The following is a 25,618-nucleotide window of genomic DNA, read 5'->3' on the forward strand; positions in this document are numbered from 1 at the left end:
GCCGAACGCCATATCTAGGCTGTCCGCCGCTCCAAGCTCACAATATGTACCCGCTTCGCGGGGCGCGCCTAGACCTCGGCCCATGAAAATTCAGTCGCGCCGGCCGGTGCTTTTCAACAGGCCCGTGTGGAAATCATGGAGAAAACGCCGCCGGGAAGCGGCGCCGAGCCGATCGACCGCCTGTCGGACGGACAATCTTATTGCGGGTCTTTGGGCGACTCCGATGGCGGCTCTTCCTCGCCGCTCGCGGGCTTTTTCTTTTTTCGGCCGAAAAGCTGCTTGAGCGCTTCGTCGGCCAGGGTTTCCTCCACCGAGCGCTGCGGCGCGGCCTCCGCGGACGACTCCGCGCCGGTTCCCTCCTGCGCCGGTTCGTCGGCCGCGGGACGGGTTCCGAAGACGCCCTCAAGAAGGCGCCCGGCGGTTCCGTTTCTCCCCGCATCCCGGCCGGCGCCGCCGAGAAGCTGCTGGAGCGCAGACTCGGCCCGCCCGCGCGCGAGCGCCTCCACGTCGACGGCGATTCTCGGCTGGGCGAAGGTTCCGCTCACGCGCAGCGGGATCGCGAGACTGCGTCCGCCCTCGCCGTCCGCCGCGGTCGACGCCTTGGGGATCAGCCTGAGGTCGAGCGTTTGGGCCGGCAGATCGATCTTGCCGGTTCCGGCCATCTGGACGAACGGCCCGACGAGCGAGATCGTCGGCGCGTCGACGACGCCGTCGGCGATGGAGAAGCGCGACAGGAACTCGGAATATTCGGTTTCTTCATGCGGCGCCTGGGCGGCGGCGACCGCCGCGGCGACCGCAGCGGGATTGAATCCCTGTTGCCGAAGGTTCGAGACCGCCTGGGCGAGCTTGGCCAGATTGACGCCCTTGATCGCCCCGTCGGCCAGGTCGAAGCCGCCTGCGCCGTCGAGCGAGCGCATGATCGCCGCCTGCGTCGATCCGGCGGCCGTGAACTCCAGCTTGAAGCCGCCGAGGCCGAGCAGCCGGTCGATCCGCATGAGATCTTCCGCGAAGGGCTGGGCCTGCACGGCGCCGACATCGAAAACTCCCGAGAGAGAGGGCGTCGCGCCGCGCGCGTTCACGACCAGCCGGCCCGAGCCGGCGCCGCCATACACGCCGAGCTCGGGAATCTCCGCGGTCAGACGGCCGTCGTCGATAAGCAGCTTCAGACGGCTGCGCCCGAAGGTGAGATTGTTGAGAAAGATTTGCTCCGCCGTGGCGTCGATGTCGGCGTCGATGTTGCGCAAACCCGAAAAATCGAGCTTTTCCTCCGACCACGCTGGAAAGCCCGCCGCGTTTTCCGCCGGCGGCGGCAGATAGGGCCTCAGGTCAAGCGCGCCGACGGCGAGCCGTCCGGTCGCTTTTGGCCGCGCGCCCGACCAGTCAAGCGCGAGATCGCCTTCGGCGTCGATCTTGTCGAAGACGATCTTCGCGTCGGCGAGCCGCACGCCGTTCGCATCGCCGGCGGCCTCGCCCTCGACGGACAGGGAATCGAAGCCCGGGGAATCAGCGAGCGGCGCGCCGAGCAGCGCCGCGAGCGCGCGCAGATCGGGCGCGTCGAAACGCACGGGTCCGGCATAGGAGAAAGAATCCGCGCCCGGTCGCAGGGCGAGATCGGCGCCCGCGACGGTCTCGCCGATCGCGGCGTCAAGCTTCAGGTTGGCCGGCTCCTTCTTCATCAGCTTCGCCGGGCTCGTCAGCACCAGATCGATCTTCGAGGGCGCGCCCTGGAAGAGCATCGTTCCTTCGAACTCGAGCGGCTGGTCGAGGCTGTCGAGGCGCGCCGCCGCGTTGATCGCCTCGGCGGCATAGGTCTGTCCCGCCGCGGCGTCCGCGTAGGAGGCGCGCCCGTCCACGATCCGCACGTCGCCAAGGCGCAGATCGCCGATCTCGGGCGTCGCGCCGGGCTCGGCCGGCGCGGCGGCTTCCTCTGCGGCGCGCGCGAGAATCCAGTTCGCCCGCCCGTCTGCGGCGCGGGCGAGATGGATCTCGGGTTCGATCAGCACGAAGCGCTCGATCTCGACCGCGCCCGAGAAGAGCGGCCACAGCTTCACGCCGATATCGGCGGACGCCACGCGCGCGAGATAGGGCGCCGCGAAGCCTTCCGCGTTCGCGATCTCGAGCCCGCTCACGCGAAAGGCCGGACGCGGAATGATCTTGAAGGAAAGGTCGTCGTCGACCGTCACGGAACGGCCGATCGCCTCGCTGGCCGCCGCTTCAAGGCGGCCCTTATAAGCCGCCGCCGGCACGAGGCCGGGCGCGACGACGATGATGACGGCGACCAGCAGAACGAGAACGACGAGCGCGAGAAGGAACTTTTTCATGGGGCTGTCCGTTAGAACGTATGAGCGATTTCAAGCGCAGGCTTGCGCCGGCGCGCGGCGAAGCGCGCCTGCGGCGGCCAGCTTATCCAAGAACGACGACAGCGACGAGAACGCATGCGGGGGGCGGCGACGCGAAAACGCGCGAATCGTTTTGCAGTGCGGTCCTGGGGCGGAATTTCGAAATGCGCCTGCTCCCGTCGGCGGATTCTGGAACATATTGAAAACATGCGCCGATTTCCACGGCGAAATCAGTCCCTTAAATCTTCTTGCCAAGAGAGAACAAAAAGCGTACAAAATCTCCATTGACGGGCGCGGGCCCGGCAGGCGATGGAGGCGGCGATGCAGCGGCAGAATCTGCGCTTGGTGGAGGCGGACGGAGTGGACAGGAAAAAAGCCCTCGAGGCGGCGATCTCGCAGATCGACAAGGCGTTCGGCAAGGGCTCGGTGATGCGGCTCGGCGATCGCGAGGTGGTGGAGATCGCGTCGATCTCGACGGGCTCGCTCGGGCTCGACATCGCGCTCGGCATCGGCGGTCTGCCGCGCGGGCGCATCGTGGAGATTTTCGGCCCCGAAAGCTCCGGCAAGACCACGCTCGCCCTGCAATGCGTGGCCGAGGCGCAAAAGGCCGGCGGCGTGGCCGCCTTCATCGACGCCGAGCACGCGCTTGATCCGGTCTACGCCGGCAAGCTCGGGGTCAATGTCGACGAACTGCTGATCTCGCAGCCCGACGCCGGCGAGCAGGCGCTCGAAATCGCCGACACGCTGGTGCGCTCGGGCGCGGTCGACATTCTCGTCGTCGATTCGGTGGCGGCGCTCACGCCCCGCGCCGAACTCGAAGGCGAGATGGGCGACCAGCTTCCCGGCCTTCAGGCGCGCCTGATGAGCCAGGCCTTGAGGAAGCTCACCGGCTCGATTTCGAAATCCAATTGCCTCGTCATCTTCATCAACCAGATCCGCATGAAGATCGGGGTGATGTTCGGCTCGCCGGAAACCACCACCGGCGGCAACGCGCTCAAGTTCTATGCCTCCGTGCGCCTCGACATCCGCCGCATCGGGGCGATCAAGAACCGCGACGAGGTGGTGGGCAACCAGACCCGCGTGAAGGTGGTGAAGAACAAGGTCGCTCCGCCGTTCCGCCAGGTGGAGTTCGACATCATGTATGGCGAGGGCATTTCGAAAACCGGCGAGCTCATCGATCTTGGCGTCAAGGCGGGGGTGATCGAGAAGTCCGGCGCGTGGTTTTCCTATAACGGCGAGCGCGTCGGCCAGGGCCGCGAGAACGCCAAGCAGTTCCTGCGCGACAATCCGGCGATGGCGGCGGAGATCGAGCAGGCGATTCGCGCCAACGCCGGCCTCGTCGCGGAGGAGATGCTTACCGGCGAAGAAGGCGACGACCTCGACGAGGCGGCGGAGGCCTGAGGCGGGGCGGCGCCGTCCGGAAGGGCTGCGCCGGCCGCTTGAGGCCAAAAGACGACGAAGGATCGCCGCGATCTCGCGCAGGCCTCTACGAGCCGGAGCATTCGGGCGCCGTCCCGTTCGCAGCGTTCCGTATTTTTTCCGTATTCGTCACGGGCCGGCGCCCGCATTCTCAAGCCCGCCGCAGAAACCTTCTGGGGCGGCTATGCCGGCTATTTCGCCGACCCGGACGGCCATTTGTGGGAGATCGCATGGAACCCCGGCTGGCGGATCGACGAAGCAGGCGCGACCTGGGCCGAATCGTGAGCCGGCGCCGGTTGCGGCCGGGCGGGGCGGCCGGCGATGATGCCGGCGCAGAGAGGCGAACGAAGGCGCCGCGCGCCTTATTTATTAAGAGAGATCAGGGAGAGATGCATGATCGGCTATGTGACCCTCGGAACGAATGATCTGAAGAAGGCCGCCGGTTTTTATGACGAGCTGGTCAAGGAGCTCGGCGCCAGACGGGTGATGGAGGCCGACACCTTCGTCGCCTGGTCGACGGATATGAACGCGCCGGCGATTTCCGTCATCAAGCCCTATGACGGCGCGCCGGCGAGCGTGGGCAACGGAACCATGGTCGCGCTCGCCGTGGACGGCCCCGAAAAGGTGAAAGCCGTCCACGCCAAGGCGCTCGCCCTCGGCGGCAAGGACGAGGGCGCGCCGGGTCCGCGCGGCGACGGCGGCTTCTACGCCGCCTATTTCCGCGACCTCGACGGCAACAAGATCAACGTGTTCTGCATGGTTCCGAAGGAATAGGCCGCGCGACGGCCCCTTCGGCGCCGCGCCGCTGGACGCGCGCGGCGGTTGAACCTATGTAAGCGGGCCGCGCCGCTCGCCGTCCCGCACGACGGCGCAGGGCGCGGCCGTCGCATGGAGCGGCCGGCGTGGAAAGGCTGTCCATCGGCGGCGCCCGGGCGACGGTCCGGGCAGGGCGCGCGGGCGCCCGAACGGCCAGGCCGCAACCGCACGGGATTCTATGACCTCGCTGAAAGACATCCGGTCCGCCTTTCTCGACTTCTTCGCCGCGCGCGGCCATGCCATCGCGCCGTCGGCCCCGCTCGTGCCGCAGAACGACCCGACGCTTCTGTTCGTCAACGCCGGCATGGTTCCGTTCAAGAACGTCTTCACAGGCGCCGAGAAGCGCCCCTATGCGCGCGCGGCGTCGTCGCAGAAATGCGTGCGCGCCGGCGGCAAGCACAACGACCTCGACAATGTCGGCTACACAGCCCGGCACCACACCTTTTTCGAGATGCTCGGCAATTTCTCCTTCGGAGACTACTTCAAGGCCGAAGCGATCGAGTTCGCCTGGACGCTCGTCACCGGCGACTTCGCCCTGCCGAAAGACAAGCTCTGGGTCACGGTCTATCATGCCGACGACGAGGCTTTCGGCCTGTGGCGGAAGATTTCGGGCCTGCCCGAGGAGCGGATCGTCCGCATACAGACCAGCGACAATTTCTGGGCCATGGGCGACACCGGCCCTTGCGGTCCGTGCTCGGAGATTTTCTACGATCACGGATCGGCGATTCCGGGCGGCCCGCCGGGCTCTGCCGACGCCGACGGCGACCGGTTCATCGAGATCTGGAATCTCGTCTTCATGCAGTTCGAGCGTCACGCCGACGGGACGCAGACCGATCTGCCCAAGCCCTCTATCGACACCGGCATGGGGCTCGAGCGCATCGCGGCGGTGCTGCAGGGCGTGCACGACAATTACGACATCGATCTTTTCCGGACGCTGATCGATGCGTCCGTGGCGCTGACCGGCCGGCCGGCGACGGGCGAGGACGCGCCGGCGCACCGGGTGATCGCGGACCATCTGCGGGCGGCCTCTTTCCTGATCGCCGACGGCGTGACGCCCTCGAACGAGGGACGGGGCTACGTGCTGCGCCGGATCATGCGCCGCGCCATGCGCTACGCCCACGGCCTCGGCGCGCGCGAGCCGCTGCTCGCCCGCCTCGCGCCGACGCTCGCCGACGAAATGGGCGGCGCCTATCCGGAGCTCGCGCGCGCCCAGCCGCTCATCGTCGAGACCCTGCGCGTCGAGGAGGAGAAGTTCCGCAGCCTGCTCGAGCGCGGCCTCAAGCTGCTCGACGAGGAGGTCGCAAGGCTCAAGCCCGGCGAGGCGTTGCCGGGCGAGGCCGCGTTCCGGCTCTACGACACTTACGGCTTTCCGCTCGATCTCACGCAGGACGCGCTGCGCCGGCAGGGCCGCGCGGTCGACGTCGCCGGCTTCGACGCGGCGATGGCGGCTCAGAAGGCCGCCGCGCGCGCGGCGTGGGCCGGCTCCGGCGACGAAGCGGCCGAGGCGGTCTGGTTCGACCTGCGCGAGAAGGCCGGCGCGAGCGAGTTCGTCGGCTATGTGCACGACTGCGCTGAAGGCGTCGTGCAGGCGATCGTGAAGGACGGCGCCGCGGTCGAGCGCGCGCGCGCGGGCGAGGAAATCGAGCTCGTCGTCAACCAGACGCCCTTTTACGCCGAATCGGGCGGCCAGGTCGGCGACGCCGGCCGGATCGCCGGCGAAGACGGGCTCGAGATCGAGATCGTCGACGTCAAGAAGCGCGCCGGCGCCCTGTTCAGCCATACCGGCCGGGTCGTCCGCGGCGCGGTCAAGGTCGGCGACGCGGTGCGGCTATCGATCGACGTCGAACGCCGCGACCGCACGCGGGCCAACCATTCCGCGACGCATCTTCTCCACAAGGCGCTGCGCGAGACGCTGGGCGATCATGTCGTGCAGAAAGGCTCGCTGGTCGCGCCGGACCGGCTGCGTTTCGACTTCGCGCACCCCAAGGCGCTGACGGACGAAGAGATCGCCGAGATCGAGCGGCGCGTGAACGCGGTCATCCGCCAGAACGTCGCGGTCGAGACGCGCATCATGCCTTATGACGACGCCGTGGCCTCGGGCGCGGTCGCGCTCTTCGGCGAGAAATACGACGATGACGTCCGGGTGCTGAGCATGGGCGTCGCGTTCGACGATCCGCGCGCGCCCTATTCGGTGGAGCTGTGCGGGGGCACGCATGTGCGGCGCACGGGCGATATCGCGCTCTTCAAGATCGTCGGCGAGGGCGCGGTCGCGGCCGGCGTGCGCCGAATCGAGGCGCTCACCGGCGAGGCGGCGCGGCTTTATCTCGAAGAGCAGGCGGCCATCGCGCGCGCGGCCGCCGACGCGCTCAAGGCCGCGCCGGCCGAGTTGCCCGCGCGCATCGAGGCGCTCGTCGCCGAGCGCAGGAAGCTCGAACGCGCGCTCGCCGAGGCGAAAAAACAGCTCGCCCTCGGCGGCGGCGGGGCGTCGCCGGCCGACGACATCGTCGAAGTCGCGGGGGTGAAGTTTCTGGGCAAGGTGCTCGACGGCGTGGCCGCGAAGGACCTGCGCGGCCTCGTCGACCAGGCGAAGAAAACGCTGGGCTCGGGCGTGGCGGCCTTCGTCGCCGTGAACGACGGCAAGGCCGCGCTCGCCGTCGGCGTCACCGACGATCTCAAGGAGCGGCTGAGCGCGATCGATCTCGTTCGCGCCGGGGCGCAGGCCGTCGGCGGCGCCGGCGGCGGCGGACGGCCCGACATGGCCCAGGCCGGCGGTCCCGACGGCGCGAAGGCGAGAGACGCCCTCAAGGCGATCGAGGGCGCCATCGCGGCGTGACTTCGCCGGCGCCCGCCGGGCGCCGGCGAATCGTCTCTTTGCGAATTAATTACGGATCGAAACGTCGCCGCCGGACGATTCGTCGATATTGACGTTGTCCGGACCGCCATAGACGTCAATGTCGCCGCCGCTCGAGGCGTCGGCCGTCACCGACTCCGAGGCGAAAACGCGCATGGATCCTCCCGAGGAGGCGTCCGCCGTGACTCGCCGGCATTCAAGGCCGTCGGCCCGGATGGACGCCCCGCTTGAGACGTCGGCGACCAGCGCGCCGCAGCGTCCCGACACTTCGACGTCCGCCCCGCTTGAGGCGTCGACGACGAAGTTGTCGGAATCGACGCCTGTCGCCGTGGCGTCGGCGCCGGAGGAGACGTCGAGCCGCGCAAGCGTCGGCGTCGTCACGTAAACGGTCGCGGTCTCCGAGCGGCCCCAGACGATGCCGACGCGCGGCTTGCGCCGGATGACGAGCTCGTCGCCTTTCACGAGGATGTCGAGTCGTTCAAGGGCTTTTTCCGTTCCCTCGGCGCGCACGGAATAATTCCCGCCGACGGTTATTACGGCGTTCTGGCCGGAGGAGACGGAAACGGCGTCGAAACCGGAAAGATCGTAGTCTCGTGTCTCGGCGAGGGCCGAGCCGGCCGCCAAGACGAGGCCGGCGCCCATAGCGGCGATGATTCGTGCGTGCATGACTGATGCTCCCTTCCTGCATGACCGTCATTAAGCAGCGTAATCGCGCGCGCCGGCCGGGCAACGCCCTCTGCGGCGAAACGTTGCCGATCCGCGAGCGGGCGCCGGAAGGTTTCGCGCCGCCGCGAAAATCGCGCGGCTCATCGCGCGGCGCGAACGAAGGCGCCGCCGGGCAGTTCTTCGGCTTCTCCCGCAAGCACGAGCTCCAGCAGGGCGTCGGCGACGAGGCCGGGCGGGGCGCCGGCCGCGCGCAGGATTTCGTCGCGATGGAGCGGCGTGAAGCTCAAGAGCTCGAAGACCGCCGCGCGCAGCTCAGGCGGCGCGGCGTCCGGCGCCTCGTCGGTCTCCCCGGCGCCTTCGGCCCAGTCGAAAAGGTCGTCCGGCCCGGTCTCGCGCGCGCCGCGGGCCTGCGCGGCGAGAACCTCCAGAATGTCCTCGGCCGTCTCGACGAGCGTCGCGCCGTCGCGGATGAGGCGGTTGGCCCCCTGGCAACGCGGGTCGAGCGGCGAGCCGGGCACGGCGAAGACCTCGCGTCCCTGATCGAGCGCGAACCGCGCGGTGATGAGCGTGCCGGATTTCGCCGCCGCCTCGACCACGACGACTCCGCGCGCGAGACCCGAAATGAGCCGGTTGCGGCGGGGAAAGTCGCGCGCCGTCGGCTGATGGCCGAGGGCGCGTTCGCAGACCAGAAGCCCGCGCGCGGCGATCTCCAGGGTCAGATCCTCGTGTTCAGGCGGATAGATGACGTCGACGCCGCCGGCGACGACGGCGATCGTCCCGGTCTCGATCGCGGCGGCGTGGGCGGTTCCGTCGATGCCGCGCGCGAGCCCGGAGACGACGACGACGCCTTCCGCGCCCAGCCCCTGCGCCAGATCGCGGGCGATCTTGCGCCCCGCGCCGGAGGCGTTGCGCGCGCCGATGATCGCGACGGCGGGCCGCTCGAAAAGGCTCGGATGGCCCTTCGCGTAAAGAACCGGCGGCCGGTCGGGCAGGGGACGCAGCAGGCGCGGGTAATCCGGCTCGCAGGCGAGAATGATCCGCACGCCGAGCTCGTCGGCGAGATCGAGCTCGCGCGCGCACGTCTCCCGGTCGGCGAGGGCGGGCGGCTGGGCGCGCCCCGCCGCGCGGGCGAGCCGCGGCAGCGCGTCGAGCGCGGCGGCGGCGGAGCCGAATTTTTTCAGCAGGCGAAAAAAGCTGATCGGGCCGATGCTCTCAGTACGGATGAGCTGCAGCCAGTCGAGCCGCTCTTCGCGCGAAATAGCGGCCGTCACGTCGTCGATCCCCCTTTCGCGGCGCCGATCTTCGGCTCGGCCCCCTCGAGAAGGCGCGCGATATTGGCGCGATGGCGCAGGAATATGAGGACGGTCATGAACGCCGCGGCGGCCGCGAATGCGGGCTTGCCCATGGCGAAGAGCGCGACAGGGCTCGCCGCCGCGGCGACGAGCGCGGAGAGCGAAGAATAGCGCGACACGAACGCGACGCCGAGCCACGTCGCGCAGGCGAAAACGCCGGCCGGAAACCACAAGGCGAGAAGGGTTCCCAGATAGGTCGCCACGCCCTTGCCGCCCCTGAACCCGAGCCAGACCGGAAAGCAGTGGCCGAGAAAGGCCGCCGCGCCGGCGATCTCGGGTCGCCAGCCGAGAGCGTAGGCGGCGACGACCGCGATCGCGCCCTTGCCGCCGTCGAGCAGGAGCGTCGCGAGGGCGAGGTCTTTGCGCCCCGTGCGCAGGACGTTCGTCGCGCCGATATTGCCCGAGCCGACCTGACGGATGTCGCCCAGCCCGGCGGCTTTCGTCAGCACCAGGCCGAACGGAACGGAGCCGAGAAGATAGCCCAGCACGAGCGGGAGAACGTAGCTCATGGGCGATTCCTGTCGCTGTCGCGCTCGGCGCGAATTCCTCCCGTCAGCAGCGCGTCGAGACAGGCCATGCGCGCGGCCACCCCGTAGAAGACCTGGCGCAGGATGAGCGAACGCTCCGGATCGTCGGCGAGCGCGTCGTCGATCTCCACGCCCCGGTTCATCGGACCGGGGTGCATGACCCTGGCGTTCGCCTTGGCGAAACGCAGACTCGCATGCGTCAGGCCGTATTCCTCGAAATAGCGGGCCGAGGCCGCTTCGCGCTCGGCGTCGCAGCTCATGCGCTCGAACTGCATCCTCAGCGCCATGACGATGTCGGCGCCGGCGAGGCCCGTCTCGAGCGAATCGTATCGCGCGACGGATGGAAAATCGTTCGCGGGCGGCATGAGATGCGCCGGCCCGACGAAGCGCACCTCGGCGCCGAGCCTGACGAACAGGCGTGCGTCCGATCCGGCCACGCGCGAATGCTTCACGTCGCCGCAAATCGCGATGACTCGTCCTTCAAGCGAGCCGAAGACCGAGCGGATCGTCGCCGCGTCGAGCAGCGCCTGGGTCGGATGCTCATGGGCGCCGTCGCCGGCGTTGACGACCGCGCAGTCGAGCCGGCGCGCCAGCGCCTCCTGCACGCCGGGCTCGCTGTGGCGCACGATGAGAATATGCGCGCCCATCGCGGCGAGGGTCTGGGCGGTGTCGACGAGTCCCTCGCCCTTGTTCACCGAGGACGCGGCGACGGGCACGTTGATGACGTCGGCCCCGAGTTTTTTCCCCGCGAGCTCGAAGGAAAGATTGGTGCGCGTCGACGATTCGAAGAACAGATTGATCTGCGTCTTGCCGGCGAGCCGGCGCGGCGCCTGCGCGCCGGCGCGCAGATAGCCCGCATAATGCTCGGCGAGATCGAGAAGATGCCGGACCTCGTCGCGCGACAGATCGTCCACGCTCAGCAAGTGGCGAGCGGACCAGCCGCCGGGCGGCGGCGCGGGGCGAGGCGCATTTTCCATTGAGACCGGTTCTATAGGCGCGAGTCGCGGCCTCCGCAATTCACGCGCGCGTCTTCTTCGCCGTCCGGGCGAGCCACACGCCGCCGGCCGCCAAGATGACGACGTCGATGAAGAACATGAGCGGCAGCGAGACCGGCCCCCCGCGGGATGCGTATTGCACTGCGCCGACGCCGAGGCCGGCCGCGGTCACGACCATGGCGATGAGCACCGCCGTGCGCCCGCCGGCGCGCACATAGGCCCCCAGGGCCGAATAGACGACGCCCATGACGATGAGCGCGGTCTTCATCTCGCCGGCGTCGCCGAGCAGGCCCACGCCGAGATGGAGCAGGCCCGTCAGCACCAGCAGTCCCGACATGGCGTGGCGAAAGACGTTGGGATCGAGCGGGGGCGGCTTCTTTCTGGTCATCATGAGGTCGCGCTCCTTAGCCGATCGATGGCGCCCTGCAAGATGAAGGCGGCGGCGGATTCGTCGATCTTGCGCGCGCGCTTGGCCCGGCTCGCGTCGAGCGCGATGAGCGCGCGCTCCATCGCGGCGGTCGAAAGCCGCTCGTCCCAGAACGCCACCGGCAAGGGCAGGATGCGGGCGAGATTGCGGGCGAAGCTGCGGGTCGATTGCGCGCGCGGGCCCTCCGTGCCGTCCATGTTGCGCGGCAGGCCGAGCACCAGGCCCACGACGCCCCGTTCGGCGGCGAGCGCGGCGAGGCGCTCGGCGTCGGCGGCGAACTTTCTGCGCCGGATGGTCTCCACCGGCGTCGCCACCCGCCGGTCGGGATCGCACGCGGCGACGCCGATGGTCTTCTCGCCGAGATCGAGGCCGAGAAGCGCTCCCCGCGGGCCGAACGCGGCGGCCTGTTGTTCGAAGCTCGATTTCATGCGTTCATGCTACCACGCCCTGGAAGGCCGGGGACAGATTAGAAAAGCGATTTGTTTTCAATATGTTGCGTCGCCGCCGTCTGACCCTTTTCGCGCTCGCCGCGGCGCTCGCGGGCGCGGCGATTCTCGCCCGGCTCGCGGGCGAGCCGGGGGGCGGCGATGCGCCGGCCGCCTTTTCGGTCGACCTCGCCCCGGCGCCCGACGGCGCCTGGCGCGCGACCTATCGGCCGGACCGGCCGGTTCGGCGAATCGACCTCGGGCCGCGCCATAACGGCTTTCGAAGCCGCGACTGGACCGTCGAGACGCCTGGCGCCGCGCTTGTCGAGGAGGACGGCAGGGATGTCATCGTCGCCGAAGACGGACGGCGCCTTCCGGCGGCGATCGCGGTCAGGGCCGTCGCGCGGGTCAACGGCTTCGCGAAACAATATGAGCCGATCACGCCGATGGGCGCGCGCGGCGCCGTTCTGTATACGGGGCATTTCCAGCCCTTCGCGGCGGCGGGCCGGCGCGCGCCGGTTCGCTTCGCGATCCGGCCCGCTCCTGGCGGGCGCGTTTCGGCCTTCGGCGAAACCGCGGCGGCGTTCGCGGACTGGGCGAGCCCGCACGACCATCCCGCTTTCGTCTATGTCGGTCCTGACGCGCCGCGGGCTTTCGCCGGCGGGCGGCTTTATGTCGATCCGTCTGCACCCGGATGGATCGCGGCGGAGATCGAGACGGCGCTGCCGCGGCTGCTCGGCTTTTATGCGCGCGCGTTCGGCTCAGGGGGCGCCGGCGATCCGGGGAACGGACTTGAAAAAGGAGTCGACGTCTTTCTCGTCATGGGCGGCGCGGCTCCGGGCCGGCTCGACCTGCGAGGCGACGCCCTGCCCGGGCAGATTCTCGTCGCCCTTTCCGGCGCGGGATGGCGCGCGCCGGGGGAAGGCGCGCGCGAGATCCTGCGCCGGGCGCTCGCCCATGAAGCCGCGCATCTCTGGCAGGCGGCGGCGAGGCCCTCGCCGGCGGGCGCGCCCGACTGGCTCCATGAAGGCGCGGCGGAGGCGCTCGGCGTCGAAGCGCTCGCCGGCGCCGGTTTCTGGACGCTGGCCCAGGCCGATGAAGCGCGCGTGCGGGCCCGCTACGCCTGCGCGGCCGGACTCGACGGGGGCAGCCTGCGCGCCGCGGCGGCGGCGGGGCGCTGGCCCGCCGTCTACGCCTGCGGCCATGCGCTCGTCGCAGCCGCCGCCGCGGCCCATAACGAAGCGGGCGCCGTCGCGGCCTTCTGGCGCGACTTCGCCGCCGAAGCCGCGGAGAAAGGCGGCTACGACCTGTCGCTTTTCCTGGCGATGGTCGAGCGGCGCGCCGGTCCGGACGCCGCGCGCGCCTTCGCCCTCTTCCCCGGCGCGCGGCATGCCGCGCCGGAGCGCGAACTCGCCCGCCTTGCGGCGCTCGCGGGCGCCGGGCGCGCCAGCCTTGAACCGGCGCGCGGGCGTTGATAGGGCTTCGCGCGCGGCGTTTCCCGCTCCGCGCCTGTCAGAGGACGATCATGGCCATCGACAAGGAAACCGTGCGCAAGGTCGCGCGCCTTGCGCGCATCGCCGAGCCCGAGCAGCGGCTCGAGCCGCTGGCGCGCGAGCTCTCCGGCATTCTCGGCTGGATCGAGCAATTGAACGAGGTCGACATCGAAGGCGTCGAGCCGATGACCTCGGCCGTCGATATGAAGCTCAAGATGCGCGAGGACGTCGTGCAGGACGGGCCGACGGGCGGCGGCCAGCCGGAGAAGATCGTCGCCAACGCGCCGAAGACGGAGGATCATTTCTTCGTCGTGCCCAAGGTGGTGGAGTGACGAACCTCGGTTCGTCATTCCGTGCGCGCCGCAACGCGAAGCGTTGCTGCGCAGACACGGGATCTTTGTCCGCTTGCTCGGCCCGCGCCGTGCATGTTGTTAGCCAATTCGATAGCGGTTCCGGATCAGCAGCGCCGCATTGCATGCTGCGCTGCGTCCGGGATGACGGGTTAGTTTTATGAACGACATCGCCGATCTCACCCTCGCCGCGCTTCGCGACGCGCTGAAGGCGAAAAAGGTCTCCTCGCTCGAAGCGACGCAGGCCTATCTCGCGAATATCGAAAAGGCGAAGGCGCTGAACGCCTTCATCACCGTGACCCCCGACAAGGCGCGCGAAATGGCGAAGGCGTCGGATGCGCGCCTGGCCAAAGGCGAGGGCGGGCCGCTCGAAGGCGTTCCGCTCGGGATCAAGGACCTCTTCTGCACCGAAGGCGCGCCGACGACCGCCGGCTCCCGCATTCTCGACGGCTTCCGGCCGCCGTACGAATCAAGCGTCACCGCCAATCTGTGGCGCGACGGGGCGGTGATGCTCGGCAAGCTGAACATGGACGAGTTCGCCATGGGCTCGTCCAACGAGACCTCTTATTACGGCCCGGTCGTCAATCCGTGGCGCAAAAAAGGAGGCAATTCCGACCTGACGCCGGGCGGCTCGTCGGGCGGTTCGTCGGCCGCCGTCGCGGCGCGCTTGTGCGCGGCGGCGACGGCCACCGACACCGGCGGATCGATTCGCCAGCCCGCCTCGCTGACGGGAACGGTGGGCGTGAAGCCGACCTACGGGCGCTGCTCCCGCTGGGGGATCGTCGCCTTCGCCTCTTCGCTCGATCAGGCCGGGCCCATCGCGCGCGACGTGCGCGACGCGGCGATCATGCTCCGGTCGATGGCCGGCTGCGATCCGAAGGACTCGACCGCCGTCGATCGCCCCGTGCCGGACTACGAAGCGGCGCTCGCGCGGTCGCCGAAGGGACTCAGGATCGGCGTGCCGAAGGAATATCGCGTCGAGGGAATGCCCGAGGAGATCGAAAGGATCTGGGCGCAGGGCGTGGACTGGCTGAAGGACGCCGGCTGCGAGATCGTCGAAATCTCCCTGCCGCTCACGAAATACGCGCTGCCGGTCTACTACATCGTCGCGCCGGCGGAGGCCTCCTCCAACCTCGCGCGCTATGACGGCGTGCGCTACGGCTTCCGCGCGAAGGAATACAAGGATCTGCTCTCCATGTACGAGGAGACCCGCGCCCAGGGCTTCGGCGACGAAGTCAAGCGCCGGATTCTGATCGGCACGTATGTGTTGTCGGCGGGCTATTACGACGCCTATTACCTGCGCGCGCAGAAGGTCCGTAAACGGATTTTCGACGAGTTCGTCGAGGCGTTCGGCAGGGTCGACCTGATCCTGACGCCGTCGACGCCGTCGGCCGCCTTCGCGCTCGGCGAGAAGACCGCCGATCCGGTGCAGATGTATCTCAACGACGTCTTCACCGTGACGGCGAACCTTGCAGGGCTGCCGGGCGCCTCCGTGCCGGCCGGCCTCGATCGCGACGGCCTGCCGCTCGGGCTTCAGCTTCTCGCGCGGCCCTTCGACGAGGAGACCATGTTCACGGGCATGGCCGCGCTTGAGAAGGCCGCCGGGTTCAAGGCGCGCCCGGAGCCGTGGTGGGGGTGAGCCTGCGCCATGACCCGCCGCTATCGCGAAATCGTCTACAGCGCGCCGTTGTCGGAGCCGGTCGAAGGGCAGGCCTGGATCGCGCAGGCCGAGGGCGACTGGCGGCTCGTCGTATTTCCCGGAACGCCCTCGCGCAAATATCTCTTCGAGCGTTTCCTGCGCCTTGCGCCGCCCGACCTCGAAGTCGTGGTGCTGGCCCGGCCGGGCTATGCGCGCGGTCATGCGCGCGCCTATCTCGACTTCGACGATCAGGTCGCCGCGGCGCGGCCTTTTCTCGACGGCGGCAAGAAGGTGGTGACGCTCGGCGTCTCCTATGGCGGGGCGCTCGCCTTCAAGGTCGCGCTCGACTTTCCCGAGATCGTGCGCGGCGTCGTCTCGGTCGCCGCCCTCGTCGCCGAGCCCCGGCCCTGGGTGCAGCCCTTCGTCGATCTCGGGGGCGCGCCGGCGGTGCGTGGCCTCCTGCCGAGGACGCTCCACCACGCCCGCGCCGAGGTCGCCGGACGGCGCGCCCAGATCGGCCCGCTTTTCGCCCGGCTGAAGGAGCTCGCGGCGCCGGTGACGATATTGCACGGCGATCTCGATCATCTCGTCGCCTTTTCGGACGCCGAAACGCTGCGCGGCTTCTTCGCGCCGGACGCCGATGTGGAGCTCGCGCGCGTGCGCGGCGGAACCCATTTCCTTGAAATGCAGTATCCCCGGCGGCTCTATGCGGCGGCGCGAAGCGTCATCGCGCGCGCAGAAGACCGGCGCCCGCCGCGACGGCTTGAGTTCGACCGTACAATGATTATATAGACTGTCATGCGCGCAGAAATAAATATCGCATACGGAGAGAACGGGTCGGGATTTTCCCGCGTCGCGTGTCGTTTCGTGCGAAACGCGCAAGGGCGAATCGTTCGAAACTCGCCGCAAAGCCGCTGCGCGGCTGAATCAGCGCGATTCCCGCTCTCTCCAAATCGTGCGATTCCGCTCGGAACGGGCGCCGCGGCGCGCGCGCCGCGGCGACCCGCTCCGCGCCCCTCAGCGCCAGCGATCGCGGTCGCTGAGAAGCCTGTGCATCAGCGAATTCGCTTCAAGCAGAATTTCATAGCCCGCTTCGTCGTCGCCGGCGGCGTATTTCGCCAGCGCCGAATCCAGCGTCACCGCGATCCGATGGCGCTTGTGGGCTTGCACGATCTTCGCGTAGACCTGAAACGCCTGGTACGGCATGACGACGCAAAGCGGGCGTCCGTGCCGACGGATCAGCACGATTTCGTCCTTCGCAGCCTTGAGCATCGCACCAAAATTCCGCTTCGCCGCGTCGGCGGTGAAGATGCGCATGACTTCCTCCTTCCAGCGTCTTGCCCTTCGAGCCTAACGGCGCGCCGAAAGGGGCGGATAAGTCGGTCGAACAGGATGGCTGAAAGGTTAAGCGCGCCCGGCGCGTTTCGCGCGGAATTGCCGCGCCGGCCAGGAAAAATGCGGGCGCCGGCACTTCGCCGCGCCGCCGGCCGTTTTCAAAACGTGAAGAACATGCTTAAGGATCGGCGCGCGCCGTCAGGGAATCGGAAATGAGCGTTCAGCCCCGCAAGCTCCTCAAAGGCGAGACCGGCGACTGGGAAGTCGTCGTCGGGCTCGAAGTCCACGCGCAGGTGATCTCGAAGGCGAAGCTCTTCTCCGGCGCGTCTGCGGCCTATGGCGCGGGGCCGAACGAGAACGTGTCGATGGTCGATGCGGCGATGCCGGGCATGCTGCCGGTCATCAACCGCTTTTGCGTGGAGCAGGCGGTGCGCACGGGTCTCGGGCTCAACGCGAAGATCAATCTCTGGTCGCGGTTCGACCGCAAGAACTATTTCTATCCGGACCTGCCGCAGGGCTATCAGATTTCTCAGTACAAGGATCCGATTGTCGGCGAGGGCGAGATAGAGGTCGAGCTCGACGGCGGCGAGACCATCGTGGTCGGCATCGAGCGGCTGCATCTCGAACAGGACGCGGGCAAATCGATCCACGACCTGTCGCCGAAGGAGTCCTATGTCGATCTCAACCGCGCGGGCGTGGCGCTGATGGAGATCGTCTCCAGGCCCGACATGCGCTCGGCCGACGAAGCGGCGGCCTATTTCTCGAAGCTCAGGACGATCCTGCGCTATCTCGGAACCTGCGACGGCAATATGGAGGAAGGCTCCATGCGCGCCGACGTCAACGTGTCGGTGCGCCGTCCCGGCGAACCATTCGGTACGCGAACGGAAACCAAGAACATCAACTCCATCCGCTATGTGAAGCAGGCGGTGGAGTATGAGGCGCGCCGACAGATCGCGGTCCTCGAATCCGGCGGCGAGATCGAGCAGGAAACGCGCCTGTTCAACGTCGCGACCGGCGAGACGCGGCCCATGCGCTCGAAAGAGGATGCGCACGACTACCGGTATTTTCCGGATCCGGATCTTCTGCCGCTGGAGCTCGATCCGGAATGGGTCGAGCGGATCAGAAACAGCCTTCCCGAACTGCCGGACGCCAAGAAGCATCGTTTCATTCGCGACTACGGGCTGTCGGCCTATGACGCGGCGGTGCTCGCCGCCGACCGGGCGAGGGCTGATTATTTCGAAGCGGTCGCGAAGGGGCGCGACGGCAAGCTCGCGGCGAACTGGGTGACCACGGAATTGTTCGGCGCGCTCAACAGGGCCGGCCGCGAGATCGAGGCGACGCCGGTCGCGGCCGAGCGGCTCGGCGCGCTCATCGACCTTATCGCCGAGGGCGTCATTTCAGGGCGCATCGCCAAGGACGTCTTCGCCGTGATGTTCGAGACCGGCGAGGATCCGGCGAAGATCGTCGAGGAGCGCGGCCTCAAACAGGTCACCGATGCGGGCGCCATCGAGAAGGTGGTCGACGAGATCATCGCCGCCAACCCCGCTCAGGTCGAGCAGGTCAAGGCCAAGCCCAAGACCTTCGGCTGGTTCGTCGGCCAGGTGATGAAGGCGACCGCCGGCAAGGCCAACCCGCAGGCGGTGAACGACATTCTTAAGCGGAAGCTCGGGCTTGAGTGACGGCGCGTTCACGGGTCCGTGATTGATGTCCGGGTCCCAGGCTTGCTAGACTGCGAGCGGGCGCGATCCGGGGGCGGCAGAAGATTAGGAAGGAGAACGTCCTATGCGGGTGAATCTTCCTCTTGCGAGCGCGGCCCTGCTGATCGCGATGGGTTGCGCCACGACGGCGTCCGAACGGGTCGACGAAAAGGTGGTCGAAAAGCTCGCCGGCTTCGAGCGCACCGGCGAAACGGTGGGCTGCCTGAACGTCCGCAGCATTTCGTCGATCGACGCCGCCGACGAAAAGACCTTCCTCGTGCGCGTCGGCGTCAACGATTACTACGTGAACGAAGCGCGCGGCCGGTGCAGCGGCGCCACGAGCAACTTCAATCATCTCGAGTACACGCTCACCGCCGCACAGCTTTGCAGGCTCGACGTCATTCGCGTGGTCGACAACCAGACGGGAACGTTCTACGGCTCCTGTTCTCTGGGCGATTTCGAGAGACTGAAGGACAAGGCCCCGGCCGAGGCGGACGAGGCGTCCTAAGCGCCTGGCGCCGCCGAGCGGTTTCGCCGTTCCCCGTCACGCGATCGTGACGGCGAACGGTCCTTTGCGCCTTTATCGCTTACGCTTATCTGTGATCGACGAAGCGCCGTCGCCCGACGGGGCTATTCTTCCGTATCCAGAGGAGAACGTCGATCCATGAGCGCTCCCATCCGTCTTTACTACTGGCCGACGCCGAACGGCTGGAAGATCACGATCATGCTGGAGGAGCTCGGCGTTCCGTACGACGTCGAATATGTAAACATCCTCAAGGGCGATCAGTTCGGGGAGGATTTTCTCAAGATCTCGCCCAACAACCGGATGCCGGCGATCGTCGATCCCGACGGGCCGGGCGGCGCGCCGATCTCGATCTTCGAGTCGGGCGCGATCCTGCAATATCTCGGGCGCAAGTTCGGCCGGTTCTACCCCCGGGACGAGCGCCCGCGCGTCGAGGTCGAGCAGTGGCTTTTCTGGCAGGTCGGCGGGCTCGGACCGATGGCCGGCCAGGCGCATCATTTCCTGCGCTACGCGCCCGAGAAGATTCCGTACGCCGCCGAGCGCTACGTCCGCGAATGCAGGCGGCTATACGGCGTGATGGAGCGCCGCCTCGCCGACCGCGATTTTCTCGCAGGCGATTATTCGATCGCCGACATGGCGGCGTTCGGCTGGGCCGTCTCGCATGAATGGCATGACGTATCTTTCGACGCGTTCCCGAAGGTGAAGGCCTGGTTCGAGCGCGTCGGCGCGCGCGAGGCGGTCAAGCGCGGCCTCGCCGTCGGCGCGGAGGAGCGCGACAAGACGCGCGCCATCGCCGACGACGAAGAAGCCCGGCGCCATCTATTCGGAATCGACTCGCGGCGGGAGAAGGCGGCGCCCGGCGATTAACCTTTCGCTTACGGTCCGTAAACGAATGAACAAGGTTTCGTTTACCGGATGTTAGCGCAAGGCCTTTCATCCTTTTCATGGTTAAGCCCGGCGGCCGCAAGGGGGCGGCGGGGCGCAGGATGAGGGGCTCAACGATGTCAGTGTCGATTCAGGCCGAGGACCTTTCGGCCGCCGAACCGATCCTGAGCGGCGAGGAGATGTACCGGCTGGGGCTCGCCGCCTCCACGGGCGGGCAGAGCGGCGCCTTCGATCTCGTGACCGCGCATATGTGGTTCAATCTCGCGGCCATGCAGGGCAATCTCGAAGCGCGCGCCTATCGCGCCGAGCTCGCCCGCGAGATGACCGCCGAAGAGATCGCCGAAGCCCAGCGGCTGGCCCGCCAGTATCTCGCGACCCATCGCCCGCGCCTCGACGGGTGAGGGCGCGCGCTATTTCCGCGCCGCCTTTGTCGGATCGCCGAGCTGCACATTGAGGCTCGCCGCTTCCCTGGCGAGCCGCGCGGCGAGCGCCGCGTCGACCGGGTCGCCCTTGACGAAGGTCCGCGTCGCCATCTCGTATTTGCCGCCGGGTTTGAGGGCGGGGTCGATTTTCGTCAGCCGCTTGCCGCGCCAGAAGCCGAAGAGCACCCGTTCTTCCTCCGCGCGGATGAGCAGGGCGGGACCGTTCCGCAAATAAACGATGTGGCCCCATTTGATCGTCTCTTCGAGATCGGCGGCGCTTTTCGCCGCCGCGCGCAAGGCGGCGACCGTTTCCTTCCTCCAGCCCCGCAGGGCCCTCACATAGGCGTCCGGATCGGCGGCGGGCGGCGTTTTCTTCATGAAGCTCCCCTTCGCTCGCGAGGGCGATATCGTAGCAATTCAGGCCGGGCTTCAGGCCGCCAAGGCGAGCGCCGCGGCGAACCCGAGATGGGGGCCGAAGCCGACCCTAGGCCGGAGGCGTGTGCGATCGCATATGGAGGAAAGCAATTCTCATGACGAAACACCGAATCTATACGACGAGCTTCGCAAGCGTTTATCCGCATTATATCGCTAAGGCGGAGAAAAAGGGACGCACGAAGGCGGAAGTCGATCAGATCATCCGCTGGCTGACGGGATACAACCAGATGGAGCTGGAAGCCCAGCTGAAAAAGCAAACGGACTTTGAGACGTTCTTCGCGCAAGCGCCGCAACCCAATCCTTCACGCGCGTCGATCAAGGGCGTGATTTGCGGCGTCCGAGTGGAGGAGATAAAAGAGCCGACCATGCGGGAAATTCGCTATCTTGATAAATTGATCGACGAACTCGCCAAGGGAAGAGCGATGGAGAAGATCTTGCGCGAATGAGAACAAGGAAAAATATGTGGCGCGTCGCGATTGCCGCGCAGGGCCGGCTGCTGCCAGCGTCGGCGGCGACGAACGGGGGGGGCGCGGGTTGGCGGCGCTCGCAACACGTGGATATCGGCCTTGCGGCCTCAACCCGCCCTGCGCCGAAGGCGGGCCCCAGAGCATGTCCGATCGGAAGCGCGCTGGATCATCCCGCAACCATCAACCCGCTCACCCTGACGAAAGTCGGGGTCCAGTTAAAATAAAAGAACCGGGCTTCGCCCGTCATTGTCCCTTGGTTGGGTCCCGGCTTTTGCCGGGATGGGCGGGGAAGCCCGAAGGACCGTCTTGAAGGATGGTCTCCATTCTGCGAACTTAGTAGGCGCAGCTAAGCCGCCTTTCGTTTCCGTCCTTTCGCCGCCTTCTTCTTCGTCGCGCGCTTTTTCGCCGGCGCTTTCGCCGCCGCCGCCGCGGCGCGCCTGCTTTTGCCCAGAAGCGGCTTGAGGAACTGGCCCGTATAGCTCTTCGGGTTTGCGGCGATTTCCTCCGGCGTTCCGGCCGCGACGATGCGGCCGCCGCCGTCGCCGCCTTCGGGGCCGAGGTCGATGATCCAGTCGGCCTGCTTGATGACGTCGAGGTTGTGCTCGATGACGACGACGGTGTTGCCGTTGTGGCAAAGCGCCTGGATCACTTCCATCAGCCTGCGGACGTCCTCGAAATGCAGGCCCGTCGTCGGCTCGTCGAGGATATATAACGTGCGGCCCGTGGCGCGCTTGGACAGCTCCCTGGAGAGCTTGACGCGTTGGGCCTCGCCGCCCGACAGCGTCGTCGCCTGCTGGCCGATATGGATATAGCCGAGGCCGACGCGGTTGAGCGTCTCAAGCTTGTCGCGGATCGCCGGGACCGCCTTGAAGAATTCGGCGCCTTCCTCGACCGTCATGTCGAGCACGTCGGCGATGGATTTGCCCTTGAACGTCACCTCCAGCGTTTCGCGGTTGTAGCGCTTGCCCTTGCAGACGTCGCAGGTGACGTAGACGTCGGGCAGGAAGTGCATCTCGATCTTGATGACGCCGTCGCCCTGGCAGGCCTCGCAGCGCCCGCCCTTGACGTTGAACGAAAAGCGCCCCGGCGCGTAGCCGCGCGCCTTCGACTCGGGCAGGCCCGCGAACCAGTCGCGGATCGGCGTGAACGCGCCGGTGTAGGTCGCCGGATTCGAGCGCGGCGTGCGCCCGATCGGCGACTGGTCGATGTCGATCACCTTGTCGAGCTGATCGAGGCCCTCGATGCGGTCGTGACGGCCGGGCGCGTCCTTGGCGCCCCAGAGCCGGCGCGCGGCGGCCTTGTACAATGTCTCGATCACGAGCGTGGACTTGCCCCCGCCCGACACGCCGGTCACGCAGGTCAGCAGGCCCAGCGGAATCTCGGCGGTCACGTTCTTGAGGTTGTTCTCGCGCGCGCCGACGATGCGGATGGTCTTCTTCTTATTATAGGGCCGGCGTTCGGCGGGGACGGGCACTTCCCGGCGCCCAGCGAGATAATCGCCGGTGAGCGAGCCTTTCGCCGCGACGATGTCCCTGAGCGTTCCCTGCGCCACGATCTCGCCGCCGTGAACGCCCGCCCCGGGGCCGATGTCGATGATGTGGTCGGCCGTGCGGATCGCCTCTTCGTCATGCTCGACGACGAGCACGGAGTTGCCGAGATCGCGCAGCCGCTTCAGCGTCTCGAGCAGGCGGGCGTTGTCGCGCTGATGCAGGCCGATGGAAGGCTCGTCGAGCACGTAGAGCACGCCCGTCAGCCCCGAGCCGATCTGCGAGGCGAGGCGGATGCGCTGGGACTCCCCGCCCGACAGCGTGCCCGACGCGCGCGAGAGCGTGAGATAGTCGAGCCCGACATTGTTGAGGAACATCAGCCGCTCGCGGATCTCCTTGAGCACGCGCGCGGCGATCTCGCGCTCTTTCTTCGCGAGCTTTTTCTCGAGCGCGTCGAACCAGGCGCCGGCGGCCCTGATCGAAAGATCGGCGGCTTCGGAGATGGTCTTGCCGTCGATCTTCACCGCCAGCGCTTCGGGTTTGAGGCGCTGGCCGTCGCAGGCCTCGCAGCGGGTGACGGCCTGGAAGCGGCCGAGCTCCTCGCGCACCCAGGAAGAGTCGGTTTCGCGCCAGCGCCGCTCCAGATTGGGGATCACGCCTTCGAAAGGCTTTACGGTCTCATAGCGGCGCGCGCCGTCATTATAGACGAAGGCGATTTCCTCCTCGCCCGTGCCGCAGAGAATGACGTCGCGGACCTTTTGCGGCAGATCGCGCCAGCGCGCGCTGGTCCTGAACCCGTAATGCTTTGCGAGCGCTTCGAGCGTCTGCAGATAGAACGGCGATTGCGTCTTCGACCAGGGCGCGATGGCGCCTTTGGCGAGCGGCGCGTCGCGATCGGGCACGACGAGGTCTTCGTCGAACACCATCTCGGTGCCGAGGCCGTCGCAGGCCGGACAGGCGCCGGCCGGCGCGTTGAAGGAAAAGAGCCGCGGCTCGATCTCCTCGATGGTGAAGCCGGAAACGGGGCAGGCGAACTTGGCGGAGAAGATGATGCGCTGCGGAGCGCCCGCTTCGCCCTTGCGGTCCGCGCTTTCCGCCACGGCGATCCCGTCGGCCAGCGCCAGCGCCGTCTCGAGCGATTCCGCAAGCCGGCTTTCGATCCCCTTCTTGATGATGATGCGGTCGACGACGACGTCGATGTCGTGCTTGATCTTCTTGTTGAGCGCGGGAACGTCGGGGATCTCGTAGAACGCGCCGTCGACCTTCACCCGCTGGAAGCCCTTCTTCAGAAGGTCCGCGAACTCCTTGCGGTACTCGCCCTTGCGCGCGCGCACGATGGGCGCGAGCAGATAGAAACGCGCCCCTTCCGGCTCCGCCATCAGGCGGTCGACCATCTCCGACACGGTCTGCGACGCGATCGGCAGACCCGTCGCCGGCGAGTAGGGCACGCCGATGCGCGCCCACAGAAGGCGCATGTAGTCATAGATCTCGGTGACGGTCCCGACGGTGGAGCGCGGATTGCGCGAGGTCGTCTTCTGCTCGATCGAGATGGCCGGCGAGAGTCCTTCGATCTGGTCGACGTCGGGCTTCTGCATCAGCTCGAGAAACTGACGGGCGTAGGCCGACAGCGACTCTACATAACGGCGCTGGCCCTCGGCGTAGATCGTATCGAAGGCGAGCGACGATTTGCCGGAGCCGGACAAACCGGTGAGCACGACAAGCCTGTCGCGGGGAATCTCAAGCGTGACGTTCTTGAGATTGTGCTCGCGCGCGCCGACGACGCGGATGACCTTCTGACTCATGATGCTTATCAGGCTCGTTTCGAACTGCGGCGGGGACCTGTGATCGGGCGAAGGAACGGCGCGGGGCGGCCGTTCATGGCCGGCCATACAATCGCAAATACGCGTTGACAGCAAGAACAGGATGTGAACGTTTTCGGCGGACGCTGAAATTTTCGCCGCAGGCGCCGATTGAGCGGCCGGCGAAACGGCGCCATAGCCGCTGGGAAGCAATCAAGAGGAGCTCGTCATGGCCGGAAGCGTCAATAAAGTCATTCTGATCGGCAATCTCGGCGCCGATCCGGAGGTCCGGCAGATGCAGGACGGCCGTCCGGTGGTGAACCTGCGCCTGGCGACGTCGGAAAGCTGGCGCGACAAGAACACCGGCGAACGACGCGAACGGACCGAGTGGCATCGCGTGGTGATCTTCAACGAGGGTCTCGCGCGCATCGCCGAGCAGTATCTGCGCAAGGGCTCGAAGATTTACGTCGAAGGCCAGCTTCAGACGCGCAAGTGGACGGATCAGAACGGACAGGATCGCTACACCACCGAAGTCGTGCTGCAGGGGTTCAACTCGGCGCTGACGATGCTTGACGGTCGGCGCGACGGCGGCGGCGGCGATTTCGGCGGCGAGAACTCGTCCAGCAGCGGACGATCCGGAGGCGGTCAGTCCTTCGAACTCGACGACGACATCCCCTTTTGACGAGTCGAACACGTGCAGGTGATTCGAATCACCTGACTGCGACACGCGGTTTCGAACGTTCGAAAGCGCGTTCGAGAGTCAAAATCGGGCGAATCCGAATCACATCGCGGCGAAAAACGCACAAAAAGTGCAAAAAAGTGCCTGTGCGGACGCTCCGTGCGCGCGCAATTGAATACTTTTTTAGCAAATTGATTTATGGTGCGGCTTTCGAACGTCGATTCGGAGGTAACCCATGGCGGTAAAACGCAAAGCGACGAAGAGAAAGACGGCCAAGAAGGCGACCAAGCGCAAAGCCGCTACGAAGAAAGCGACGAAGCGCAAGACGGCCAAGAAAGCCACCAAGCGCAAGACGGCCAAAAAGGCCGCCAAGCGCAAGGCGACGAAGCGCAAGACCGCGGCCAAGAAGACGGCCAAGAAAGCGGCGAAGCGCAAGACCGCCAAGCGCAAGACGGCCAAGCGGCGCACGAAGAAGGCGGCCTAGTTCCGACCGCTCTCGGCGCGCAGGTTGCGTCTCGGCGCCGGGGTTGCAGCAAGCGCAGCGCGTGTAGGCTGCAATTCTTGAGGGGACGATCATCGGCGACACTGTC

Annotated in this window: 24 protein-coding genes and 1 pseudogene; 15 read left to right on the forward strand and 10 right to left on the reverse strand. The window is 67.3% G+C overall.

The window, feature by feature from the left end; all coding sequences use genetic code 11:
- Nucleotides 1-197: 197 nt before the first annotated feature.
- A complete protein-coding gene (locus CHB64_RS09350; protein ID WP_089412341.1) occupies nucleotides 198-2,321 on the reverse strand; it encodes an AsmA family protein in 2,124 nt (707 codons plus the stop codon).
- 339 nt (nucleotides 2,322-2,660) lie between these two features.
- On the opposite strand from CHB64_RS09350, the gene recA reads away from it, so the two are divergent.
- From recA to alaS, 4 genes and pseudogenes are all read left to right on the forward strand, one after another.
- Complete coding sequence (gene recA / locus CHB64_RS09360) at nucleotides 2,661-3,740, forward strand: recombinase RecA (protein ID WP_089412435.1); 1,080 nt, start codon at nucleotides 2,661-2,663, stop codon at nucleotides 3,738-3,740.
- A gap of 153 nt (nucleotides 3,741-3,893) precedes the next feature.
- A pseudogene (locus CHB64_RS15770) lies at nucleotides 3,894-4,043 on the forward strand (VOC family protein); the annotation flags it as partial.
- A gap of 108 nt (nucleotides 4,044-4,151) precedes the next feature.
- Nucleotides 4,152-4,532 (forward strand): VOC family protein, encoded by a 381-nt coding sequence (locus tag CHB64_RS09370; RefSeq protein ID WP_089412343.1) that lies wholly within the window; start codon nucleotides 4,152-4,154, stop codon nucleotides 4,530-4,532.
- 220 nt (nucleotides 4,533-4,752) lie between these two features.
- On the forward strand, nucleotides 4,753-7,407 hold the full coding sequence (gene alaS / locus CHB64_RS09375; protein WP_089412344.1) for an alanine--tRNA ligase: 2,655 nt from the start codon (nucleotides 4,753-4,755) through the stop codon (nucleotides 7,405-7,407).
- Nucleotides 7,408-7,452: 45 nt separating this feature from the next.
- On the opposite strand, the gene CHB64_RS09380 is transcribed toward alaS, so the two are convergent.
- The 6 genes from CHB64_RS09380 to ruvX all read right to left on the reverse strand — a co-directional run bounded on the left by CHB64_RS09380 (nucleotide 7,453) and on the right by ruvX (nucleotide 11,820).
- Nucleotides 7,453-8,091: a head GIN domain-containing protein gene (locus tag CHB64_RS09380; RefSeq protein ID WP_089412345.1), complete on the reverse strand. Its 639-nt coding sequence runs from the start codon at nucleotides 8,089-8,091 to the stop codon at nucleotides 7,453-7,455.
- Nucleotides 8,092-8,231: 140 nt separating this feature from the next.
- Entirely contained in the window at nucleotides 8,232-9,362 is a 1,131-nt protein-coding gene (dprA, locus tag CHB64_RS09385; RefSeq protein ID WP_200815307.1) for a DNA-processing protein DprA, read from the reverse strand.
- A complete protein-coding gene (gene plsY / locus CHB64_RS09390) occupies nucleotides 9,359-9,952 on the reverse strand; it encodes a glycerol-3-phosphate 1-O-acyltransferase PlsY (protein WP_089412346.1) in 594 nt (197 codons plus the stop codon). Before plsY ends, dprA begins: the two co-directional genes overlap by 4 nt.
- On the reverse strand, nucleotides 9,949-10,947 hold the full coding sequence (locus CHB64_RS09395) for an aspartate carbamoyltransferase catalytic subunit (RefSeq protein WP_089412347.1): 999 nt from the start codon (nucleotides 10,945-10,947) through the stop codon (nucleotides 9,949-9,951). The genes plsY and CHB64_RS09395 overlap by 4 nt, the downstream gene beginning before the upstream one ends.
- Nucleotides 10,948-10,987: 40 nt before the next feature.
- The gene (locus CHB64_RS09400; RefSeq protein WP_089412348.1) at nucleotides 10,988-11,356 is read right to left on the reverse strand and encodes a hypothetical protein; all 369 of its coding nucleotides are present in this window, start codon (nucleotides 11,354-11,356) and stop codon (nucleotides 10,988-10,990) included.
- Nucleotides 11,353-11,820, reverse strand: coding sequence for a Holliday junction resolvase RuvX (ruvX, locus tag CHB64_RS09405; RefSeq protein ID WP_089412349.1), 468 nt, complete (start codon nucleotides 11,818-11,820; stop codon nucleotides 11,353-11,355). Before ruvX ends, CHB64_RS09400 begins: the two co-directional genes overlap by 4 nt.
- A 62-nt stretch (nucleotides 11,821-11,882) precedes the next feature.
- Here ruvX and CHB64_RS09410 point away from each other — a divergent pair, with 62 nt between their 5' ends.
- The 4 genes from CHB64_RS09410 (at nucleotide 11,883) to CHB64_RS09425 (ending at nucleotide 16,091) form a co-directional block, all read left to right on the forward strand.
- Complete coding sequence (locus CHB64_RS09410; protein WP_089412350.1) at nucleotides 11,883-13,292, forward strand: hypothetical protein; 1,410 nt, start codon at nucleotides 11,883-11,885, stop codon at nucleotides 13,290-13,292.
- Between the two features lie 50 nt (nucleotides 13,293-13,342).
- A complete protein-coding gene (gene gatC / locus CHB64_RS09415; protein ID WP_089412351.1) occupies nucleotides 13,343-13,642 on the forward strand; it encodes an Asp-tRNA(Asn)/Glu-tRNA(Gln) amidotransferase subunit GatC in 300 nt (99 codons plus the stop codon).
- Between the two features lie 178 nt (nucleotides 13,643-13,820).
- Nucleotides 13,821-15,299, forward strand: a complete 1,479-nt coding sequence (gene gatA, locus CHB64_RS09420) for an Asp-tRNA(Asn)/Glu-tRNA(Gln) amidotransferase subunit GatA (protein WP_089412352.1) — start codon at nucleotides 13,821-13,823, stop codon at nucleotides 15,297-15,299.
- A gap of 9 nt (nucleotides 15,300-15,308) precedes the next feature.
- The gene (locus CHB64_RS09425) at nucleotides 15,309-16,091 is read left to right on the forward strand and encodes an alpha/beta fold hydrolase (RefSeq protein ID WP_089412353.1); all 783 of its coding nucleotides are present in this window, start codon (nucleotides 15,309-15,311) and stop codon (nucleotides 16,089-16,091) included.
- 225 nt (nucleotides 16,092-16,316) lie between these two features.
- Here the strand turns inward: CHB64_RS09425 and CHB64_RS09430 are convergent, their stop codons facing one another.
- Nucleotides 16,317-16,616, reverse strand: a complete 300-nt coding sequence (locus CHB64_RS09430) for a type II toxin-antitoxin system Phd/YefM family antitoxin (protein WP_089412354.1) — start codon at nucleotides 16,614-16,616, stop codon at nucleotides 16,317-16,319.
- 230 nt (nucleotides 16,617-16,846) lie between these two features.
- Between CHB64_RS09430 and gatB the strand changes: the two genes are divergently transcribed.
- The 4 genes from gatB (at nucleotide 16,847) to CHB64_RS09450 (ending at nucleotide 20,140) form a co-directional block, all read left to right on the forward strand.
- Entirely contained in the window at nucleotides 16,847-18,313 is a 1,467-nt protein-coding gene (gene gatB, locus CHB64_RS09435) for an Asp-tRNA(Asn)/Glu-tRNA(Gln) amidotransferase subunit GatB (RefSeq protein ID WP_089412355.1), read from the forward strand.
- Between the two features lie 103 nt (nucleotides 18,314-18,416).
- The gene (locus tag CHB64_RS09440) at nucleotides 18,417-18,839 is read left to right on the forward strand and encodes a hypothetical protein (RefSeq protein ID WP_089412356.1); all 423 of its coding nucleotides are present in this window, start codon (nucleotides 18,417-18,419) and stop codon (nucleotides 18,837-18,839) included.
- A 156-nt stretch (nucleotides 18,840-18,995) separates the two neighbouring features.
- Nucleotides 18,996-19,721 carry a glutathione S-transferase family protein gene (locus tag CHB64_RS09445; RefSeq protein ID WP_089412357.1) on the forward strand — a complete coding sequence of 242 codons (726 nt, stop codon included), beginning with the start codon at nucleotides 18,996-18,998 and terminating at the stop codon, nucleotides 19,719-19,721.
- Between the two features lie 134 nt (nucleotides 19,722-19,855).
- Nucleotides 19,856-20,140, forward strand: a complete 285-nt coding sequence (locus CHB64_RS09450) for a hypothetical protein (protein ID WP_089412358.1) — start codon at nucleotides 19,856-19,858, stop codon at nucleotides 20,138-20,140.
- Nucleotides 20,141-20,149: 9 nt separating this feature from the next.
- Here the strand turns inward: CHB64_RS09450 and CHB64_RS09455 are convergent, their stop codons facing one another.
- The gene (locus tag CHB64_RS09455; protein WP_089412359.1) at nucleotides 20,150-20,539 is read right to left on the reverse strand and encodes a DUF1801 domain-containing protein; all 390 of its coding nucleotides are present in this window, start codon (nucleotides 20,537-20,539) and stop codon (nucleotides 20,150-20,152) included.
- Nucleotides 20,540-20,691: 152 nt separating this feature from the next.
- On the opposite strand from CHB64_RS09455, the gene CHB64_RS09460 reads away from it, so the two are divergent.
- Nucleotides 20,692-21,042 carry a DUF2200 domain-containing protein gene (locus CHB64_RS09460; protein WP_089412360.1) on the forward strand — a complete coding sequence of 117 codons (351 nt, stop codon included), beginning with the start codon at nucleotides 20,692-20,694 and terminating at the stop codon, nucleotides 21,040-21,042.
- 367 nt (nucleotides 21,043-21,409) lie between these two features.
- On the opposite strand, the gene uvrA is transcribed toward CHB64_RS09460, so the two are convergent.
- On the reverse strand, nucleotides 21,410-24,352 hold the full coding sequence (gene uvrA, locus CHB64_RS09465) for an excinuclease ABC subunit UvrA (protein ID WP_089412437.1): 2,943 nt from the start codon (nucleotides 24,350-24,352) through the stop codon (nucleotides 21,410-21,412).
- Nucleotides 24,353-24,578: 226 nt separating this feature from the next.
- On the opposite strand from uvrA, the gene CHB64_RS09470 reads away from it, so the two are divergent.
- On the forward strand, nucleotides 24,579-25,031 hold the full coding sequence (locus CHB64_RS09470; protein WP_089412361.1) for a single-stranded DNA-binding protein: 453 nt from the start codon (nucleotides 24,579-24,581) through the stop codon (nucleotides 25,029-25,031).
- A 232-nt stretch (nucleotides 25,032-25,263) separates the two neighbouring features.
- A complete protein-coding gene (locus tag CHB64_RS09475) occupies nucleotides 25,264-25,512 on the forward strand; it encodes a hypothetical protein (protein WP_089412362.1) in 249 nt (82 codons plus the stop codon).
- Nucleotides 25,513-25,618: the final 106 nt, after the last annotated feature.

Source organism: Amphiplicatus metriothermophilus, assembly GCF_900199215.1.
GTDB lineage: Bacteria > Pseudomonadota > Alphaproteobacteria > Caulobacterales > Parvularculaceae > Amphiplicatus > Amphiplicatus metriothermophilus.

Excerpts from the sequence above, each read along its gene's own strand:
- CHB64_RS09445 (WP_089412357.1), top strand. The coding sequence starts at position 18,996 with ATGAGCGCTCCCATCCGTCTTTACTACTGGCCGACGCCGAACGGCTGG.
- CHB64_RS09380 (WP_089412345.1), bottom strand. The coding sequence starts at position 8,091 with ATGCACGCACGAATCATCGCCGCTATGGGCGCCGGCCTCGTCTTGGCG.
- alaS (WP_089412344.1), top strand. The coding sequence starts at position 4,753 with ATGACCTCGCTGAAAGACATCCGGTCCGCCTTTCTCGACTTCTTCGCC.
- recA (WP_089412435.1), top strand. The coding sequence starts at position 2,661 with ATGCAGCGGCAGAATCTGCGCTTGGTGGAGGCGGACGGAGTGGACAGG.
- CHB64_RS09410 (WP_089412350.1), top strand. The coding sequence starts at position 11,883 with ATGTTGCGTCGCCGCCGTCTGACCCTTTTCGCGCTCGCCGCGGCGCTC.
- CHB64_RS09470 (WP_089412361.1), top strand. The coding sequence starts at position 24,579 with ATGGCCGGAAGCGTCAATAAAGTCATTCTGATCGGCAATCTCGGCGCC.
- CHB64_RS09460 (WP_089412360.1), top strand. The coding sequence starts at position 20,692 with ATGACGAAACACCGAATCTATACGACGAGCTTCGCAAGCGTTTATCCG.
- plsY (WP_089412346.1), bottom strand. The coding sequence starts at position 9,952 with ATGAGCTACGTTCTCCCGCTCGTGCTGGGCTATCTTCTCGGCTCCGTT.
- CHB64_RS09455 (WP_089412359.1), bottom strand. The coding sequence starts at position 20,539 with ATGAAGAAAACGCCGCCCGCCGCCGATCCGGACGCCTATGTGAGGGCC.
- CHB64_RS09425 (WP_089412353.1), top strand. The coding sequence starts at position 15,309 with ATGACCCGCCGCTATCGCGAAATCGTCTACAGCGCGCCGTTGTCGGAG.
- gatB (WP_089412355.1), top strand. The coding sequence starts at position 16,847 with ATGAGCGTTCAGCCCCGCAAGCTCCTCAAAGGCGAGACCGGCGACTGG.
- CHB64_RS09430 (WP_089412354.1), bottom strand. The coding sequence starts at position 16,616 with ATGCGCATCTTCACCGCCGACGCGGCGAAGCGGAATTTTGGTGCGATG.
- gatA (WP_089412352.1), top strand. The coding sequence starts at position 13,821 with ATGAACGACATCGCCGATCTCACCCTCGCCGCGCTTCGCGACGCGCTG.
- uvrA (WP_089412437.1), bottom strand. The coding sequence starts at position 24,352 with ATGAGTCAGAAGGTCATCCGCGTCGTCGGCGCGCGCGAGCACAATCTC.
- CHB64_RS09370 (WP_089412343.1), top strand. The coding sequence starts at position 4,152 with ATGATCGGCTATGTGACCCTCGGAACGAATGATCTGAAGAAGGCCGCC.
- ruvX (WP_089412349.1), bottom strand. The coding sequence starts at position 11,820 with ATGAAATCGAGCTTCGAACAACAGGCCGCCGCGTTCGGCCCGCGGGGA.
- CHB64_RS09440 (WP_089412356.1), top strand. The coding sequence starts at position 18,417 with ATGCGGGTGAATCTTCCTCTTGCGAGCGCGGCCCTGCTGATCGCGATG.
- gatC (WP_089412351.1), top strand. The coding sequence starts at position 13,343 with ATGGCCATCGACAAGGAAACCGTGCGCAAGGTCGCGCGCCTTGCGCGC.
- CHB64_RS09350 (WP_089412341.1), bottom strand. The coding sequence starts at position 2,321 with ATGAAAAAGTTCCTTCTCGCGCTCGTCGTTCTCGTTCTGCTGGTCGCC.
- CHB64_RS09395 (WP_089412347.1), bottom strand. The coding sequence starts at position 10,947 with ATGGAAAATGCGCCTCGCCCCGCGCCGCCGCCCGGCGGCTGGTCCGCT.
- CHB64_RS09450 (WP_089412358.1), top strand. The coding sequence starts at position 19,856 with ATGTCAGTGTCGATTCAGGCCGAGGACCTTTCGGCCGCCGAACCGATC.
- CHB64_RS09400 (WP_089412348.1), bottom strand. The coding sequence starts at position 11,356 with ATGATGACCAGAAAGAAGCCGCCCCCGCTCGATCCCAACGTCTTTCGC.
- CHB64_RS09475 (WP_089412362.1), top strand. The coding sequence starts at position 25,264 with ATGGCGGTAAAACGCAAAGCGACGAAGAGAAAGACGGCCAAGAAGGCG.